Genomic DNA, 17,007 nt, shown 5'->3' with positions numbered 1-17,007 from the left:
GTCCTGTCAACTTCACATCATCCTGAACTGTAGGTGAATGCGTGGCGAGTCTCCTTCCATCGCTCCCGGCAACTGTGTGGGCGTTACTGCTGCTCGCCGCGTTCTTCGTCGGAGTCTCAAAAACCGCGCTGCCCGGCATCAATACGATCTCGATCGCGATCTTTGCCGCGGTGATGCCCGCGAAGGAATCCACCGGTGCGCTGTTGGTCTTGCTCATCGTCGGCGACATCTTTGCCCTGTGGTCCTACCGAAAACACGCTGACCTCAAAGCCCTCATCAAGCTCATCCCGGCAGTTGTTGCCGGACTCATCCTCGGCGCGCTCTTTTTGTGGCTCGCGGATGACGGCAGCGTCCAACGAGTGATCGGCGTGATTCTGCTGCTCGTGGTCGCGGTCACACTCTGGCAGCGCTATCGCAAATCTGGCGAACCGAGCGATAAGGCAGCGGCAGTGGCACGCGTGGGATACGGCTCCCTCGGAGGATTCACCACCATGGTCGCGAATGCTGGCGGCCCGGTCATGTCGCTCTATTTCCTCGCATCCAAGTTTTCGGTCAAGACCTTCCTCGGCACCGCAGCTTGGTTCTTCGCCATCATCAACCTCGCGAAGTTGCCATTTTCGATCGGGCTCGGACTCATCACACCCGAGAGCCTCGTGCTCGACTTGGTCCTCGTTCCGGGCCTCATTGTTGGCGCGTTCCTCGGTCGATGGGTCGCGCATCGCATTAAGCAAGAGGTATTTGAGATCGCGGTGCTCGTGCTCACGGTCGCGGGCGCGATCTATTTGCTGTTCTGATCGGGGACCGCATTGGAGGCCACCGGCCGCGATCTAAATACCCGACAGGTTCCCCAATCGCCCCGCGACGTCTTGCAATACCTCGCGGATCGCATCCTGCTCGCCAACAAAATTCTCCGCGAGCCCCGAGGCTGTCAACGACCCGATCACCTGACGTTTACTGTCGAGCACCGGTACCGCGAGCGCCATGATGCCTTCGGTAACATCGCCATCCGACACCACAAAGCCACGCTCGCGAGTGAGCCGAACATCCTCCCGTAGGGCCGCTTCGGCGAGCAGCGTGCGGTCGGTATACCGGCGTCGCGTCGGTGTGGCCGCGAAATAGTGGTCGAGGTCGGTGCTGTAGGCCAGGATGGCGCGGCCCGCTGCACCGGCGTGCATGGGCAAGCTGCGGCCGGGCTTCAGCTCAACCACGCCAATGCCGTGCCCCTGAGCCCACTCGATGCACACCGCTTCGTCATCGCGGGGCACCGCGAGGTACGCGGTCTGCCCGGTGCGTTCGACAACTTCGGCAAGCAGCACACTTGCATCCCGCCACTCCCGCATTGACGTGCGAGCACGATCGGCCATCCGCAACCAACGCAGGCTCAACCGGGCCTTCGAATCACGCACGGGCTCGGTGAAATCAACTGAGCTGAGCCCGTCGAGCAAGCGATAAACGGTCGGCCTGGGTAATTCGAGCTGCTCGGCAATTTGGGTCGGCGAAAGGTCCCCCTCACGAGCAAGCAACACGATGATTTCGTCAGAGTTTGCGAGCGTGCGGATGGGCTGCTTCATCGTGCGTTCCCTTCTCTTAGTTGCGCATCTGTTGCCCGTGCGTCTCGTGACCGCGTGGCTGATTTCAGCCTCGCGCCCGCCTGCTGGTTCGGCACGTAGCCGAGCAGCGCGTTCGACTCACGCGCTGCTTCCAAAACCTGCTCCGCGGTGTCTTCCTCGCGATCGCGGATGCGTTCACGCAACCCGCTGAGGGAGATCGCCCCCGCAAGCTCCCCGCGATGGTTATAAATCGGTGCGCCGATGGCCACGATTCCGGGAGTGACATCCGCATCCGAGACCGTGTAACCCTGCTCGCGAGCAACTGTGATCTGCTCACGAATCGTGGCGAGCGTCGGTGTCCGCTCTCCCCGCCGACGCCGTTTCGCGACGCGACCCAGGAACGCATCCCGCTCATCCTCGGGCAAAGAAGCCAGAATCGCGCGCGGTGCCGCCCCCTGAAACAGCGGATAGGAATCCCCCAACCGCATTTCGAGATCCTGCACGTCCCGACCACCTATGCGCTCGACACACACCGCGGTGTCACCGCGACGGAAACAGAGGAAGCTCGTATAGCGGGTGCGATCGCGAAGCTCTTCGAGCACCGGGAGAATCGCGCGGCGCACATCAAGTCGGTCTTCGAGCAGCGTGCCGATGCGCAGGATGTGCAGACCCAGCCGATAGCGGCCGCGAACGGTGGCTTGATCCACCCAGCCGAGGGCCGAGAGCGATCCGAGGAGTCGATAGGTCGAGCTAACGGGCTCGTGTACTGCGGCAGCGATCTCGGTGGCGCTCGCCTCTCCCATTTTCTCCAGCAGGGTCAACACAGACTCTGCCTTGCGGAGGATCGAAAGTCCGGCCGCATCACTTTCGACGGTCATTCAGGGATTCTCTCACGATCGAAGCACTTAAACCTCGAACTTAGTGTCTCACTTCATAGACATTGAGTCCATACATTGATATGTTAGGACGAGTATTCGCTATTCGATTCGCGAGGTTTCCCTTAAATGAACGACCAAACGTCAACAGCGGAGTTGGCTGGGATCGCCCGGCAAGCTCGCTGGCACATCATCAACACGGTAACGTCCAGCAAAGCGGGCCACATCGGCGGCCCACTTTCGGCAACCGACCTCATGGTGACGCTGTATTTCCGACAGCTCAACATTGACCCCGAGAACCCGCAGAGCCCTGACCGCGACCGGTTCATCCTCTCAAAGGGTCACTCCGCAATCGGCCTCTACTCGGTGCTCGCGCTGCGCGGTTACTTCCCCGAGGAAGAGCTCTCAACCTTCGACCACGGCGACTCGCGGCTGCAGGGCCACCCGGATATGAAGATCACGCCCGGCGTTGACGCCTCCACCGGTTCGCTTGGCCAGGGCCTCTCCGTCGGTGCCGGCATCGCCCTTGCTGCCAAGAAACAGGGTCGTGACTTCCACACCTGGGTACTCACCGGTGACGGTGAAATGGAAGAGGGAATGATCTGGGAGACCGTCCTTTCGGCACCCCGTTACGGCCTCGACAACCTCACGCTCATTGTTGACCTCAACGGTCTACAGCAGTTCGGTTGGGATGCGGCTGACACTGACCGCTTCGACCGCAGCGAGCCGCTCGGTCACGTCGATCTCGAGCGCGTCTTCACCGGTTTCGGCTGGAATGCAGTCACGATCGACGGCCACAACTACGACGAAATCATCGAGCAGTACGACGCCGCCGAAGCCGCTCGCGGCGTTGCCGGCAAACCGACCGTGATCATTGCCCGCACCACTAAGGGTCACGGCATCTCATTCACCGCAGGAACCTACAAGTGGCACAACGGTGTCGCCACCCCCGAGCAGCTCGACGCCGCTCGTTCCGAACTACTCACTGAGGAGGCCAAATAATGAAGGCTCAGCGCCAGGTATGGGGCGAAACCCTCGCCGAACTTTCCAAGACCGACTCGCGCATCGTCATCCTCGACGGTGACCTCGGGACATCCACCAAGGCTGACATCATGGCCAAAGACAACCCGGATGCTTTCGTCCAGGTTGGTATTGCCGAGCAGAACATGGTCGGCATGGCTGTGGGCATGTCCACGGTCGGCTACCGTCCGTGGCTCTCAACCTTCGGCGTGTTCCTCACGAACCGTGCGCTCGACCAGATCCGCATGCTCGTCTCGCAGACGAAGGCACCGGTTCGCCTCGCCGCTGCCTACTCGGGCCTTCTGAACGGTGCCGCCGGGAAGACGCACCAGGACATCGAAGACCTCGCGGTCATGCGCGCGATGCCGAATATGACCGTCCTGGCGCCGGCCGACGAGTACGAGCTCGAAGCAATGGTCCGCTGGGCCGCCGAATTCGACGGCCCGCTGTACATCCGCGTTGCTCGCGACCCCGTTGTTCCGGTCTTCACCGAGGCCTACGAGTTCGAGCTCGGCAAACCGCGTCTCGTGCGCGAAGGCTCCGACGTCACGCTCATCTCCACCGGTGTGCAGACCTCGCGCACCGTGGAAGCCGCTGATCTGCTTCAGGAGCAGGGTGTCTCGGCCCGCGTCATCCACCTCCCCTCGCTCAAGCCGCTCGACGAGCAGGAACTCCTCTCGCTCATCGGCAATGTTGACCGAGTATTCACCGTCGAAGAGCACACCAAGATCAACGGTCTCGGTTCGCTCGTCGCAGAGCTGCTTGTGGAGTCGGACAAGCCCACGCGCCTCACGCGCATCGGCCTCGAAGACGGCTGGTCGGAATCCGGCCCGAACGACTTCCTCCTCGACAAGTACGGCATCTCGCCCAAGCGCGTCGCCGAGCAGGTCCTCGCCGTTCGCGCGTAGCTGGCGCAACACCTTCTGCAACAACCTCGCCCGCAGAGTGGTCACTGCTTGTTGGTATTTCCGTTTGTTCCAACAAGCAGTGACCACTCTGCATTGGTGGAGGCGATTGATGGCTCGCCGCTAGCTCGCCAGCTCGCGAGCAGGGCCTATGGTGGATGCGATGAGCACCGGACCTTCTTCTTCAGCTGACGCAGCTTCGTCAGCCAACTCGGCACAAGGTCACATCCCAAAGCAGCAAGCTTGGCGAGCACTGACCGCCCTCTGCATCGGGCTGTTCACCACGATGGTCGACCAATCGCTCGTGGCGGTCGCGGTGCCACATATTCGCGAAGACCTGGGCGCGAGCGTCAACCAGGTGGTGTGGGTCTCGGCGATCTACCTCCTCATGTTCGCCGCTCCCCTGCTGGTTACGGGCCGACTTGGTGACCGTTTCGGGCAGCGCAATATCTATGCCATTGGACTGGGCCTCTTCACCATCTCGGCCCTCGCCTGTTTCTTCGCGCCGACCATTGAAGTGCTCATTGTCGTCCGAGCAGTGCAGGGACTCGGCGCATCCCTGATGAATCCGCAGCCGCTCAGCGTCATCAACCAGATCTTCCCCCGAGACAAGCGCGGAGCCGCAATGGGTGTCTGGAGCGCGGTCGCCGGCTCTTCGGGCCTGATCGGACCGGTCATCGGCGGATTCATCGTTGGCTCGGCAGGCTGGCGGTGGGTGTTCCTGCTCTACGTCCCGCTCGGGATCGTGGCACTGTTCATGGCGCTGCGCTGGGTGCCAAAGCTCCCGACCGCGGTGTCGAAAATCGATATCACCAGCGTCATCGTGTCGATCATCGCGGTCTTCGCCGTCGTGTTCACGCTCCAGCAGGGCCCGGACACCGACTGGCCAGCCTGGATTTGGGGCGTGCTGGCACTCGGCATCACCGCTGCGGTGGTCTTCGTCCTGCTACAGCGCCGCGCATCCAAACGCGGCGCCTCCGCGCTCATGCCAATCGAACTGTTCACCATTCGCAACTTCACCCTCGGCGCGATCTCGGTCACCACGCTGGGGTTCACGGTTTACTCAATCCAGCTGCCAATCATGCTGCACCTGCAATCCGGCGCTGGCCTGTCATCCGAACTCGCAGGGTTCATGATCATGCCGATGGCCATCATCTCGATCACCCTCGCGCCATTTGTCGGCCGCCTCGCCGACAGGCTACGTCCGGGAGTCGTCTCAATGATCGGCTTCTCGACCCTGATCAGCTCGATGGTTCTCTTCGCCGCCCTCATGCGCCCAGGTGTTCCGGCCGGGTGGATGCTCATCCCAATTGTCTTGCTCGGGGCCTCGAACGCACTGTGTTGGTCTTCGAACTCCACGATCGCGATGCGCGGGCTCCCCCGCCACCTCATTGGTGCGGGTTCGGGCTTCTACAACACCGCCCGACAGGTCGGCGCTGCAATCGGGTCTGCTTCACTCGGCGCAGTCATGCAGGTGGGAGTCGCAACGACCGACCTCTCTTCCGCGATGGGCAATGCGATGCTGCTGCCGATTGGAGTGCTGCTAATCGGCCTGATCGCGGTGTCCCGGTTCCGTTCTGACCTCCCGAAATAGCTCGCGATCAATCCTCGATCAGCGGCACAAACACGTAGGCGCCGTGCTCGGTCACGGTGACCTCACCATCCAGCCGCACCACCTTGAGCATCCGCTGCGCCACCGGAATCACCATCTTGCCGCCCTCCGCGAGCTGATCCACGAGCTGTCGTGGCAGTTCTTGCGCCTCCGCAGACACCAGGATGCGGTCAAACGGTCCGTCCTCCGGCGCACCAAGGATTCCAGTCTTCGCGCTTCGAATCTCTACCCAGCCGCGGCCGCGAGCCCCAATTACCTGTCGTGAACGTTCCACGAGTTCCGGGACCCGTTCAACGCCAATGACCGATCCGGCTTCGCCCACTAGCTCGCCGAGGATGGCGGATGACCAGCCCGAGCCCGAACCGACATCGAGCACTCGATGCCCGGGGCGCACATCCAGCAGCCGCATCATATTGGCGACCGTCCGCGGCTGCGAGTTCGTTTGCCCGAATCCGATGCGCAGCGGTGCGTCGATGTGTGCGCGTCTGCGCGCGGAGGGAGGCAAGAAGTCGACCCTCGATACCGCCGCCATCACCTGCGATACACGGTCATGCTTTGGGTTTACGTCGTTGTCAACCATCGTTCCCGCTTTTCCCTCCGAGGTTCTGCCGCCAATGGTAGCCACGCCAGTAGGGTAATTACGGATGCGAGGAGGAGAGCCAGTTGCCCAGCATGAGCAAGCGCCGATGGTTTCACATCAGCGTGATCACCAGCCTGACACTCGCATTGGTCGTTGGCTGCGCGCCACCCACATCGACCTGGGATGAGTTGGCAGCGGACACTCCAATCGTCACCTTTGATCATTACCAGGCTGGATTCGAACGGACGAAACCTCCTGCCGGAGACGACTACCTCGTGGAGACAAATAGTGACTTCATCCGGGTGAGCACACTCTCGCAGTCGGATACTCTGCCGGAAGAAATTGCAGCGGAGGCAGCAGAGCTATTGGGGTATTCGGATGCGAATATTGCTGAAAGCGGCCTCCAAGCAAACGAGGGTGAGCTGTTTTACGCCGTCTCCTTTAGTTTTCGAGCCAATTACTGGCCAACGCTCGATTCCGAAGATTACTTCATGGATAGCTATCGTTTCGTGCTCGGCGACAAGCCACCGATCATCCTCGAAGAAGCAAATCAACACCAGTGGCACCTCTTTGCTGCCCCGGAGGATGCGGCACCCGAGGACTATGTCTTCGAGGTTGAGACGGATGGAATCGTGCAGTCACTGAGCCTGATCGATGGCTCTCGAGTGCATTCTGACGTGGAGCGTATCTATGGTCGTTACGAGGTGGTTTCGATGGACAACGTCCACGATCACGAGCTCTACGCAATCACAACCAACGACCATGGCGAAACCGACCGCGTATGGGTCAGAGGCTTCGGGAACGTCATTGCTCCAATGATCCCCGGACTTGGTTGGGCCGAGGCGGGGCACATCTACCTCGGCTTTCAATTCGTGCCGGTCCAATCAATGTCCCGCCCCAACGCCGCGGATAGCGAATACGAGTTCGAGGATGGTACGACATATGAGGTCCATCTCGGCGATGGCTCGGTGATTCCGGCCGAACAAATTACGTCGGACATCAGCCCCTATTCCGAGTCCGTATCCATTGCTTGGTTTCAAATACCGGTCGACACGCAACGCGTGACGGTGGTAATCAATGTTGAGCCGTACCCGCGGCGTGACGGGCTGGCCGAAGATCTTGGTGATCTCGTATTTACCCAGCCCGTCGACTTTTCAATGGAGTAGCGCGGCCTCGGCGTTCGAGGCCCCATACCCTCGCGGCCTCGAAGCTCGCGAAACTAGCGGATTGCCTCGGCAAGCGGCACTTCGCCATCGTAGAAATTGACGGTTTCCCGAATCGCGGCTTTATTAGCGATCACGTGGGTAATGACATCGGCCACGAGCTCCCGTGCGGTGACGGCCACCTCGTCACTTGGCTGTTCTCCGTCGACCTTCGCCTCAGCATCCGCAAGCAACACCTTGCCAGCTGAAGGTTCAAGCGTGAGCAGGCCCGGGCCAAGGATCGTGTAGTCCAGGGCACTTTCGCGCAGGTGCGCGTCGGCGCCGTGCTTGGCCTTCACGTACGGGTAGAAGGAGTCCTCCGGGTCAACCCGCTCAGGATCCACGCCCGCGGAGGCATAGGAGACGATGACGTAACGCTTGACGCCTGCCTGCTCCGCAGCATCCATCGAACGCACCGCGGCTTCGAAGTCGACCGCGTTCGTGCGAGCTGGATTGCCACCACCGGCACCGGCCGAGAACACCACGGCTTCCGCCCCGGCAAAAGCGCCCGCGAGCGCCGTCTGATCTGCCGATTCGATATCAAGCACGACGGGGTTCGCACCTGCTGCCTCAATGTCATCGACCTGGTCGGCATTGCGGATGACCGAGTAGACGTCGTAGCCCGCCTCCTGGAGCTTGGGTGCGGCCAACAGGGCAATCTTGCCGTGACCTCCGAGGATTACTACGCGCTTTGTGTCTGGCATGAAACTCTCCATTCTGTCGGCTGACTTGCAGTGACTACAACAGTCCACCCTGACAGCTATTCCGGACTCGACCTGATTATTGGCTCAGTGTCATTGGCTGGGCATGACCGGCTCAGCATGAAGGGTAACATTTCTCGAACCGATTAGCCCCAGCGGCGTATTTCACGCGCAAATGGGCGCTGTTAGGTTGTTGGGTGTGCATCCTGGAATAACGTCCCTCGAGGTGAGGGGTCGACGTCGCTTCGCGTCGCTCACGCTCGGACTCGTAGCCGCAGTTCTAGTCCTCACCGGTTGTTCTCTCGTCGAGCCAAGCTCACCGTGGGAAGTTGTTGCCGAGGATCAGCCATTCTTCGAGCTCAATGAGCTTCCCAATGGCTTCGAAGGCACCACAATCGAACGAACGGATGATAATCGCGTCGATATCCCCGGCAGTACAATTCGCGTGACCAAGATCACGGAGTCCGATTCTCTGTCTCGGGATGCGGCAATTAAGGTAAACACCCGCATTCCGGCTTCGGAAGAGCGACTTCCAAATGAAGAAATTGCCGCACCCAATGGCGAGGTGTTTCACGCAGTCCGGCTTGATGTGCAATCGAATTATTGGCTGGGTGCGGACAGCAGCCAGCTTGCCCGGCCCCAATTCAGCGTGTTGTTTAGCGATCGCGAACAAGAATCTTTTTTGATTGAGTGGATGCAGGGTGAGTCAATATTGCTCTTTTCCGCTTCTGCAGACGCTCACCCCACTGACGCGGTGCTGCAGATCGAAGCGAGCGGCAGCACGCAGCAGCTCAGTCTTATTGATGGATCGCGCGTGGACTCAGATATTGAGCACTTCTATGCGGCAGCAAACGAGGTCGCGATAAACGAACAAGACTCGCTTTCCGAGCGAGCAACCGATGAAACCGGAGATACCGACGCCATCTATATCGGGATCGATGATGCCCACCTCACCCCTATGACCGCCGAATACGGCTGGGCTGACGAAGGCAATATGTACCTCGCCGTCAATTTCAACTACAACCAGCATTTCACCAGTTCCCGCGTCTCCACAGGCATGGACGCACTACCGTTCGGAAGTGGCACCACCTTCCAACTTCGGTTACCCGATGGGACAGTTCTGGACGCGATAGACACGGTTAGCACCTATGGCGTTGGGCAGTTGGCATGGTTCGAGATTCCTTCGACAACCACCGCCGCTGAATTCATTACGACAATCGATCCCTATCCCCGGCGCGAAGGTTTCGCGGAAGACTTTGCCAACCTTGAGTTCGTATCGCCATTGACGCTCACTCATGACAACACTCGATAGCGCAGCCGAGAAAGGGCCGATGTAATGAGCCGTCTGAAGCTCTCTTCACGTGCGTCTATTTTGGCGGCGTGCACACTCCTATTGCTGAGCGGCTGCGCGTTTGGGAGCGCCGAACGGCAAATCGAATCACTGCGAGGAACGTATTTGGATTCTTCGTCGGACTTTTCTCAACTCGACCTCGTATTGGAACCCGTTGAAGGAACCGAACCCCTCGAGTTGCCGGATTTGGCCGTACAACTCACTGCTTCGCAGATGACCGACACGCTGCCGTCCCAAGCGGGAGAAATGCTCGATCCATCGGGCTCTTCGGAGACTGAAGAAGACAGCTCGAAAGACATTCGAGCCGCTGCCGGGGAAACCTTTTTGGTGGCTGAACTCAGCTGGCAAGCCCCCACGATGATGCCGATGGACTACTCCACGACGAATCTCTTTGAGTTCAGCGCCGTGGTTGATGACGAAGAGGTTGGACTGGTCACCGACATCACGGTCGGGCAGGGCGTCACCGGGGTCGGGTACCCCGCCACGGGCTGGGTCGTCCTGTCCGTTCCTGAGAACAGCGCACCGGAAGACGTCGTGCTTGACGTCACGTTTAGCGACCGTAACCAGCAGCTGAGTCTTATCGATGGATCGCGCGTGCATTCGGATCTTGAAGAGCACTATCACTCGAGCATCGAACCGGTCGTGGAAGATTACTGGTGGGAAATCCGTGATGAGGCGAGTTACGGTGAAGAAATCATCGCCGCAGGATTTATCGAAAGCACCCAAACTGCGCAAATTCTAAGTAGCGGCCTCTATCCTTGGGCAGATCCGGGTCATGTCTTTGTGGGAATCACCACCAACTCGATAACGAGTATTCCTCAGGCACTGCCCACGGCAGCTATTTCACTCACGCTCGCGGACGGCAGCACAATAGAAACCTTCCTCGCTGAGCAGAATGACGTGGTGCTGCCCTCCGAAAATACGGTGTGGTTTATGGTTCCTCTCGAAACCGAGAGTGCCGTAATCAACATCCATTTTTCGGCTAGGGATGATGCCGGCGACACGGTCGAGCTCGGAACCGAGGAAATCCCAATCCACTTCCTCGCTGAGGAATAGTTACAGTGCGTGCCGACCGTCGACCCCGCAAGTTCGGTGCGATTAGCCTTCCGCTACCAGACTTCGATTATCACGCCGGCCGATTCCAAGCCTTCCCGCGCCGCATCCGCCATGGTGTCAATGGGACCCACTACGGTGAGTTTCTCGAGCTGCGGGAATCGTTCCTTCGTCACATCCGCCCAGGTCCGCACCCGGTAAAGGTCGTCTTCACCGTCCCACGAAGGTGATAAGAGCATGAATGCGCTGAGACCGCCGTCATAGAGCAGCGTGTCGACCTGCTCCAGCTGCTCGTCGGTAATTTCCAGTTCACGAGCCCACTGTTCAATTTCCGGAATTCGCTTCGCAAAATATTCGCCGTGGATCAGTGCGTCTGCAGCGGAGATATCAATACCCCGTTCCGCCATGAGCCATTGATGCGCGTTCTCATACGGTGTAACGATGACCTTCTTGTACGTGAGTCGATCGATCACCATGAGCTTTATGACAAAGTCTTCGAAATGGGCCATATTGAAATCCCTTGTTGTTCTATGGTTGATTGAAATTTCACGAGAGGTGCTTATTGGCTAACAAGCGCCTATGAACTAACCGGCGCCTGTCAACCAATATGGTGAAACTCACCGCTCTGCAGGTCTATTGCAAGAATGCCGTTCTTCGAACTCATCGTGCGCAGGTCAAACCCGGCAAGATTGTTCAACTGCAGAAAGTATGGGCTGAGCGAAGGGACCCAGTCAATTTGCATATAGGTACCGCCGAGGTGGTTTGCATACTCGAATCCGGGTGCTGCGGCCCAGCGCTTGAGTTCCCAAGTATTCGGATCATGCGCATCCTGATAGCCGGTACCGTCGGCGTTCGGTGACGGTGTCATCGGTTTGCCGACATTGGGATCCTTTCGGGGAATGAGCCATACCTTGCGCTGAGGATGCGGGTGATCCCATGCATTCACGCCGTGTTCTCCCGATGCCTCGGCCGCCGCTTCGGCCGGCACTGTTCCGCGAGTGTCCGCTGGCGGTGGCACCGGGCCGGGAGCGAGTTCCTCTGCAGTGAGCCAAATCAACGCAAACCGCTTCTTCGCGAACGGAGCTTGTGCCGTCACCAGTTGCGGATGCGGTTTGTAGGGTCCCAGGCCGCAGGTATCGGGAACGACTTCCGGTGGCGCGGTACCCGCGAGGACGGCGGCGTGTTCGGTCTCGCTCAGTCGCTCTCGCTCGGTATCCCCCTGAAAGATCGCGATGCCGGGAAACTCTGGGCCGCGACACAGGTACTCACCCGGCAGGTACAGGGTGAGTGCGTGCCGCATCGGAAGGCCGCTTTCAGGGCTTCGCGGCCAGGATTGCGGCGCAATGGCGGGACCGTCGTTACCCGACCAACCCGCGGGCGGGATTGCGGGCAGATCAATGTGCTCCACCGTGGAGAATTGGCCTCGCTCCCCCGCTTCGTACACGAGATTCCAGGCAGTCGTCGGTAACGAATTCATACCCACGACAATAGAATGCCTCCTTGCGCCGGCGGCACCATATTGGCTGAGGATGGTCGCAAAGTATTACAGCGGAGTCGATCCGCAGGGGTAACCAATCAGGAACTGCCGAGAATCCTGGACAATCGGTCAACCGCGATCGTTACCGTGTCGCCATGACTACATTCCGGGTCCACGCAGTGTCTCCTACCCTTCCCAAAGACGATCTTCAGCACGGCGAGCCTGGCGGCGCTGCCGATGCCCTGGCGATGGCTGAGGATCTCTTTGATCCTGGGACACCCGTGATCGTGTTTTCGAATGACGCCAAAGCACCCCGCATTGGTAATCCCAGTAGCGACGTTACGGTTGCACAATACGGCGATACCAAGCTCGTATTGGGCGGCGAACGCTTCCTCAAACAACCAGAAGAGCAGAATTTCTTCCATTTCGAATACAACGACACGGGTGAATCGATCGACCTTCGCGTCAGCGGCCCCATCGGTGAAAGGGAAATCACGGGTACCGATGAGTCGCCCGAAGAACTGTGCCCACCAACCTGGCGGGCGGCGGACATCGGCGGGGAATGGGGCGCGAACGGGGATCCGTTGAGTTTCGAACAGGCGGTGCTCGATCGCGCCAAACAGGATCTCGAGGCCGAAGCGGCACAGGCGGATGCGGCACAGGCGGATGCAGAGGACCTCGAGGAGGAAGAAGACGAAATGCCACCGGTTTCGGCACTGATGTGGTTTGACGAGTTCTGTGCGTGGGCAGTGGGCTTCAACTGGCACGGTTTCAACTTCATCAACGAGACGCCCCTCGATCTGCGCGACATCGAATCCTGGCAGCTTCGCGAGGTTCCCGCCGACACTCCAGGCGCACACCGGGTTGGTGACCCAATCAGTGACCAGACTACGGCGCCTTACGCAACGGCGGAAACGCAGACGCCGCCTGCTCAAGCAGCCACGCGCGCATCCGAGCCTGACTCAGCATCCGAATCAGCCCCGAAGAAGAAGAAGCCCTCGTTCTGGAGCCGCCTCTTCGGGCGTGATCGCTAGTCGCCCTGCTCGACCGCGATCACGAAAAGTCACCGATATCGCGGCACCCGCGAGCCGGATCGCTTGTGGCTCAGAGCGCCCCGAGCACCTCATTGAGCGCCTCAGTCATCGATGGATGCGTATAAATCGAGTCTCGAAGTTCCGTCGCGGTGATGCCGTGGCGAATCGCCATCGCCACCAAATTGATCACTTCCTCAGCATGCACGTGCATGAGTGCCGCGCCAAGGACAAGATCGGTCTTCGCATCCACGACGACTTTAACCAGGCCCCGCGGATCGCCATCGATTTTGGCACGCGGGGCAGCGGCGATGTCCGCGACCTGCTTTGCCGCGACTGCGACCTGGTAGCCCTGCCCGCGCGCATCCGCTTCGTTGAGCCCCACTCGGGCCAGCGGCGGCGTGAGGAACATCACATACGGCGTCGCAACACGGTCGCTCGTGGATCGCTCACCTTCGCCGAAGAGTTGGTCGGCGACAACCCGGTTATCGTCGAGAGAAACATAGGTGAATTGCGGTCCGCCGTTCACATCGCCGAGCGCAAACACGCCTTCGGCCGAGGTCTGCAGTCGATCATTGACCACCACGTAGCCACGATCATCGGTGTCTATGCCAGCGCGCGCGAGCTCGAGATCACTCGTGACCGGTGTTCGCCCCAGGGCAAGGAGCACCGCGTCGGCTTCAATACTGTGTTCATTGCCCGAGACTTCATAGGCGACTCGCGCGGATAGGTCGTCTTCAGAAATCTCGGTAACCGAGGCCCCGGAAATCAGCTCAACTCCCCGATCGACAAGGATGTTCACCGCAGTTTCCGCGACATCCGCATCCTCGTGCTTCAGCGCGCGTTGGCCGCGGTCCAGCACCGTGACCTTCGTTTCGAAGTGCGCGAAGATCGACGCGAACTCGAGCCCGACATAGCCACCGCCAACCACCACCAGCGAGCTCGGTACCGGGTCGATGTGCTGGATCGTCTCGGAATTGTGGATCCTCCCGCCAACCACTGCGCCCGAAATCGGCGGCACGGACGGCTCTGTGCCGGTATTGATGAGCCCCTTGTCGGCGGTGATCCTCAGCAGGTCCTCGCCGCCGGTGACAGCCACTTCACGTTCACCGACAAATGCGGCAGTGCCGCTCACGAGCAGCACCGAATCAAGTTCGCTCAGCACCGAGAAGTTTTTCTTTCGCATCGCGCCGGTGAGCGTATCGCGGCGCTCGACCGCGTTGGCGAAGGATGCTCCCGGGTCATCTCCCGCTCGACGGGTCTCGGCCTCGTGCACGAGAATCTTCGTCGGCACGCAGGCAACATTGATGCACGTGCCACCCACTCGGCCTGAATCTCGCTCAACCATCGCCACGCGCAGCCCCTTCCGAGCGGCCGTAGCGGCGAGGGTCTTTCCGCCCTTACCCCAGCCAATGACGAGCAGATCAACGTGCTCAGTGTGATCCGGCGTTCGATTGTGTTGTGTCATGCTCCGGTAGCGTACGCTTCACACCCGAATTAACCACCCAGTCACCACAACCGACCAGATGGTCTGTACTATGGACTTCATGTTCGAGTTGACACCACCTTCGCCGCGCGCCGGCGCCCGCGAATGGGCTTCCCTGGCCGTACTCGTGCTCGCAGTAACGCTGCTTGCGATTGACGGCACGGTGCTTGCCCTCGCGGTGCCATCCCTGAGCGCAACACTTGACCCGACGGCAAATCAGCTGTTGTGGATCGGCGACATTTATTCATTTGCACTCGCAGGGCTGCTCATCACCATGGGTAACCTCGCCGACCGAATCGGCCGTAAAAAACTGCTCATGATCGGTGCACTTGGCTTCGGCCTTGCCTCGGCAATCGCCGCATTCGCGCCCACCGCAGAAATTCTCATTGCCGCTCGCGCACTACTCGGTGTCAGTGGCGCAACGCTGATGCCCTCAACCCTCTCGATCATTCGGCACATGTTCGCCGTTCCCAAGGAGCGAACTCGTGCGATCGCAATCTGGTCGGCGGGTGCAGCCGGTGGAGCCGCACTCGGGCCACTCGTGGGCGGCGTCCTGCTCGAGCACTTCTGGTGGGGTGCAGTGTTCCTCATCAATATCCCGGTGATGCTCATCCTGGTGGTCACCGGGCTCTTCCTGCTTCCCGAGTCAAAGAATCCCAAACCACAATCCGTCGACTGGCTCTCCTCCATCCTGTCAATCGCTGCCATCGTGCCGCTCGTCTTCGCAATTAAGCGAGTGTTTGGCGGCGGGTTCGACTGGGTCTTGCTCTTGGCCATCGTGGTCGGTGTGCTCGCGGGGTGGCTGTTCATCCGTCGACAGAAACGGCTTACGGTACCGATGGTCGATCTCGAGCTCTTTGCCGTTCCGGCATTTCGCGGCTCGGTAATTGCGATCGGTCTCGCGATTTTCGCACTGAGTGGTCTGCTGTTCTTCTTTTCGCAATACCTCCAGCTCGTGCGCGGACTTTCGCCACTGCAGGCTGGGTTGATGGAGTTGCCCGCCACCGTCGCCATGATGATCGTGATTTTGGCCGTCTCGGTCACCGTTGCTCGACTCGGGATGGGTGGTGCCACCGGTCTCGGGCTCATTGTGGCTTCAGCTGGCCTCGGCCTGCTGGCGTTTAGCGAGGGCCTAGACGGTATTAGCTGGATCGTTGTGTCCTTGCTCATCACCGGATTCGGTATCGGCTTGGCGACGACAGTGGGGATGGATGCCGTGGTCGGCTCAGTCCCTCGGTCGCGAGCGGGTGCCGCCTCGGCAATCTCGGAAACCTCGTACGAACTCGGCGTTGCCCTCGGCATCGCGGTGCTCGGGTCACTGCTCACCTCCCTGTACCGAGTGCAGTTGCCCGATCTGGCTACGGTTCCGGAAGGGATGCGTGGTGCAGTTCACGAATCGCTCGCTGCGGGTCTCGAGGCCATCGACGGAAGCGATCCCGCACTGATCGAGATGATTCAACACAGCTTCACCGGCGCCATGCAAATTACCGCGGTGGTGGCAGCCGTTATCCTGCTCATCGCCGGAATATTCGCATGGCGGACGATTCCTCGTGAGATCTCGGTGAATGAAGACACCGGAACCATTGAGGTGGTCAAGTAATGACGGCGACAGACAGTTCACGAAATACCGAGCGCACGCGTCAGGAAATCCTGGTGGCTGCCCGAAAAGTGCTCGTTGAGCGAGGAACCGCAACGACGGTGCAACAGATCGCTTCTGAAGCCGGCGTTTCGAAGAGTGGCCTGCTTCATCACTTCTCAAGCAAGGATGAACTGCTCCTGTCGGTGCTTGAGGAGTATTTTGAGGGGTTACAAGCCGCAATTCGCGCGCAGGTTGACCTTTCGGAAAACCATCCGGGCAAAGGTCTGCGCGCCTATGTCCGTGCGCTGTGCGACCCGGACTCCCCCATTCGCGTCGAGTTCGCGGGGTTCGCGGATTTCGGGACGTACTTAATGGGGATTCCCGGCATTGATGAATTGAGCGAGCGCGATAACGAGTATTGGCGTGAATTCTTTGCCGAAGACGGGCTTGACCCCGACCGCATCCTCACCGTTCGCTATGCCGCCGAAGGACTTGCTTCAGCTTCCGCTTACGATGAAAAAGTGCTCACCGAGGACTTACCTCGGGCGCTACCACTCCTGCTTGCGATGACCGAGGAGTAGTTGG

At 59.9% G+C, this 17,007-nt stretch carries 17 protein-coding genes; 10 read left to right on the top strand and 7 right to left on the bottom strand.

The features are described from left to right. Positions 1–41 precede the first annotated feature (41 nt). Positions 42–794 (top strand): sulfite exporter TauE/SafE family protein, encoded by a 753-nt coding sequence (locus tag ACTHXA_RS04375; protein ID WP_441669739.1) that lies wholly within the window; start codon positions 42–44, stop codon positions 792–794. Between the two features lie 33 nt (positions 795–827). Here the strand turns inward: ACTHXA_RS04375 and ACTHXA_RS04370 are convergent, their stop codons facing one another. Together ACTHXA_RS04370 and ACTHXA_RS04365 are read right to left on the bottom strand one after the other, a co-directional pair. Further along, on the bottom strand, positions 828–1,571 hold the full coding sequence (locus ACTHXA_RS04370; RefSeq protein ID WP_441669737.1) for an IclR family transcriptional regulator: 744 nt from the start codon (positions 1,569–1,571) through the stop codon (positions 828–830). Beyond that, positions 1,568–2,428, bottom strand: coding sequence for an IclR family transcriptional regulator (locus tag ACTHXA_RS04365; protein ID WP_441669735.1), 861 nt, complete (start codon positions 2,426–2,428; stop codon positions 1,568–1,570). The genes ACTHXA_RS04370 and ACTHXA_RS04365 overlap by 4 nt, the downstream gene beginning before the upstream one ends. A gap of 126 nt (positions 2,429–2,554) precedes the next feature. Here ACTHXA_RS04365 and ACTHXA_RS04360 point away from each other — a divergent pair, with 126 nt between their 5' ends. From ACTHXA_RS04360 to ACTHXA_RS04350, 3 genes are all read left to right on the top strand, one after another. Beyond that, positions 2,555–3,427 carry a transketolase gene (locus ACTHXA_RS04360; RefSeq protein ID WP_441669733.1) on the top strand — a complete coding sequence of 291 codons (873 nt, stop codon included), beginning with the start codon at positions 2,555–2,557 and terminating at the stop codon, positions 3,425–3,427. After that, positions 3,427–4,353, top strand: coding sequence for a transketolase family protein (locus tag ACTHXA_RS04355; protein WP_441669731.1), 927 nt, complete (start codon positions 3,427–3,429; stop codon positions 4,351–4,353). The genes ACTHXA_RS04360 and ACTHXA_RS04355 overlap by 1 nt, the downstream gene beginning before the upstream one ends. 160 nt (positions 4,354–4,513) lie before the next feature. Further along, positions 4,514–5,944 (top strand): DHA2 family efflux MFS transporter permease subunit, encoded by a 1,431-nt coding sequence (locus tag ACTHXA_RS04350; protein WP_441669729.1) that lies wholly within the window; start codon positions 4,514–4,516, stop codon positions 5,942–5,944. A gap of 7 nt (positions 5,945–5,951) precedes the next feature. Here the strand turns inward: ACTHXA_RS04350 and pcm are convergent, their stop codons facing one another. After that, positions 5,952–6,587, bottom strand: a complete 636-nt coding sequence (gene pcm / locus ACTHXA_RS04345) for a protein-L-isoaspartate O-methyltransferase (RefSeq protein ID WP_441669727.1) — start codon at positions 6,585–6,587, stop codon at positions 5,952–5,954. Positions 6,588–6,625: 38 nt separating this feature from the next. Between pcm and ACTHXA_RS04340 the strand changes: the two genes are divergently transcribed. Continuing rightward, entirely contained in the window at positions 6,626–7,708 is a 1,083-nt protein-coding gene (locus ACTHXA_RS04340) for a hypothetical protein (RefSeq protein WP_441669725.1), read from the top strand. 53 nt (positions 7,709–7,761) lie between these two features. Here ACTHXA_RS04340 and ACTHXA_RS04335 read toward each other — a convergent pair whose 3' ends face one another. After that, positions 7,762–8,448: an SDR family oxidoreductase gene (locus tag ACTHXA_RS04335; RefSeq protein WP_441669723.1), complete on the bottom strand. Its 687-nt coding sequence runs from the start codon at positions 8,446–8,448 to the stop codon at positions 7,762–7,764. Positions 8,449–8,671: 223 nt separating this feature from the next. On the opposite strand from ACTHXA_RS04335, the gene ACTHXA_RS04330 reads away from it, so the two are divergent. Next, positions 8,672–9,757 (top strand): hypothetical protein, encoded by a 1,086-nt coding sequence (locus ACTHXA_RS04330; protein WP_441669721.1) that lies wholly within the window; start codon positions 8,672–8,674, stop codon positions 9,755–9,757. A 144-nt stretch (positions 9,758–9,901) separates the two neighbouring features. Next, entirely contained in the window at positions 9,902–10,852 is a 951-nt protein-coding gene (locus ACTHXA_RS04325) for a hypothetical protein (protein ID WP_441669719.1), read from the top strand. A gap of 53 nt (positions 10,853–10,905) precedes the next feature. On the opposite strand, the gene ACTHXA_RS04320 is transcribed toward ACTHXA_RS04325, so the two are convergent. Further along, the gene (locus ACTHXA_RS04320) at positions 10,906–11,358 is read right to left on the bottom strand and encodes a DUF6892 domain-containing protein (RefSeq protein WP_441669717.1); all 453 of its coding nucleotides are present in this window, start codon (positions 11,356–11,358) and stop codon (positions 10,906–10,908) included. 89 nt (positions 11,359–11,447) lie between these two features. Further along, positions 11,448–12,326 (bottom strand): hypothetical protein, encoded by an 879-nt coding sequence (locus ACTHXA_RS04315; RefSeq protein WP_441669715.1) that lies wholly within the window; start codon positions 12,324–12,326, stop codon positions 11,448–11,450. A gap of 155 nt (positions 12,327–12,481) precedes the next feature. Here ACTHXA_RS04315 and ACTHXA_RS04310 point away from each other — a divergent pair, with 155 nt between their 5' ends. Next, positions 12,482–13,360: a hypothetical protein gene (locus ACTHXA_RS04310; protein ID WP_441669713.1), complete on the top strand. Its 879-nt coding sequence runs from the start codon at positions 12,482–12,484 to the stop codon at positions 13,358–13,360. 70 nt (positions 13,361–13,430) lie between these two features. Here the strand turns inward: ACTHXA_RS04310 and ACTHXA_RS04305 are convergent, their stop codons facing one another. Further along, entirely contained in the window at positions 13,431–14,825 is a 1,395-nt protein-coding gene (locus tag ACTHXA_RS04305; protein WP_441669711.1) for a dihydrolipoyl dehydrogenase family protein, read from the bottom strand. A 79-nt stretch (positions 14,826–14,904) separates the two neighbouring features. Between ACTHXA_RS04305 and ACTHXA_RS04300 the strand changes: the two genes are divergently transcribed. Continuing rightward, positions 14,905–16,443 (top strand): MFS transporter, encoded by a 1,539-nt coding sequence (locus ACTHXA_RS04300; RefSeq protein ID WP_441669709.1) that lies wholly within the window; start codon positions 14,905–14,907, stop codon positions 16,441–16,443. After that, complete coding sequence (locus tag ACTHXA_RS04295; RefSeq protein ID WP_441669707.1) at positions 16,443–17,003, top strand: TetR/AcrR family transcriptional regulator; 561 nt, start codon at positions 16,443–16,445, stop codon at positions 17,001–17,003. The genes ACTHXA_RS04300 and ACTHXA_RS04295 overlap by 1 nt, the downstream gene beginning before the upstream one ends. Positions 17,004–17,007 lie beyond the last annotated feature (4 nt).

The sequence above is a fragment of the Gulosibacter sp. genome (assembly GCF_052090685.1).
Lineage (GTDB): Bacteria > Actinomycetota > Actinomycetes > Actinomycetales > Microbacteriaceae > Gulosibacter.
This window is presented reverse-complemented; position numbering and strand designations above follow the sequence as displayed.

Bases quoted from the DNA above. Each gene is read 5' to 3' on its own strand.
- ACTHXA_RS04370 (WP_441669737.1), bottom strand. From the start codon at position 1,571: ATGAAGCAGCCCATCCGCACGCTCGCAAACTCTGACGAAATCATCGTG.
- ACTHXA_RS04365 (WP_441669735.1), bottom strand. From the start codon at position 2,428: ATGACCGTCGAAAGTGATGCGGCCGGACTTTCGATCCTCCGCAAGGCA.
- ACTHXA_RS04360 (WP_441669733.1), top strand. From the start codon at position 2,555: ATGAACGACCAAACGTCAACAGCGGAGTTGGCTGGGATCGCCCGGCAA.
- ACTHXA_RS04355 (WP_441669731.1), top strand. From the start codon at position 3,427: ATGAAGGCTCAGCGCCAGGTATGGGGCGAAACCCTCGCCGAACTTTCC.
- ACTHXA_RS04350 (WP_441669729.1), top strand. From the start codon at position 4,514: ATGAGCACCGGACCTTCTTCTTCAGCTGACGCAGCTTCGTCAGCCAAC.
- ACTHXA_RS04335 (WP_441669723.1), bottom strand. From the start codon at position 8,448: ATGCCAGACACAAAGCGCGTAGTAATCCTCGGAGGTCACGGCAAGATT.
- ACTHXA_RS04320 (WP_441669717.1), bottom strand. From the start codon at position 11,358: ATGGCCCATTTCGAAGACTTTGTCATAAAGCTCATGGTGATCGATCGA.
- ACTHXA_RS04315 (WP_441669715.1), bottom strand. From the start codon at position 12,326: ATGAATTCGTTACCGACGACTGCCTGGAATCTCGTGTACGAAGCGGGG.
- ACTHXA_RS04310 (WP_441669713.1), top strand. From the start codon at position 12,482: ATGACTACATTCCGGGTCCACGCAGTGTCTCCTACCCTTCCCAAAGAC.
- ACTHXA_RS04305 (WP_441669711.1), bottom strand. From the start codon at position 14,825: ATGACACAACACAATCGAACGCCGGATCACACTGAGCACGTTGATCTG.
- ACTHXA_RS04300 (WP_441669709.1), top strand. From the start codon at position 14,905: ATGTTCGAGTTGACACCACCTTCGCCGCGCGCCGGCGCCCGCGAATGG.
- ACTHXA_RS04295 (WP_441669707.1), top strand. From the start codon at position 16,443: ATGACGGCGACAGACAGTTCACGAAATACCGAGCGCACGCGTCAGGAA.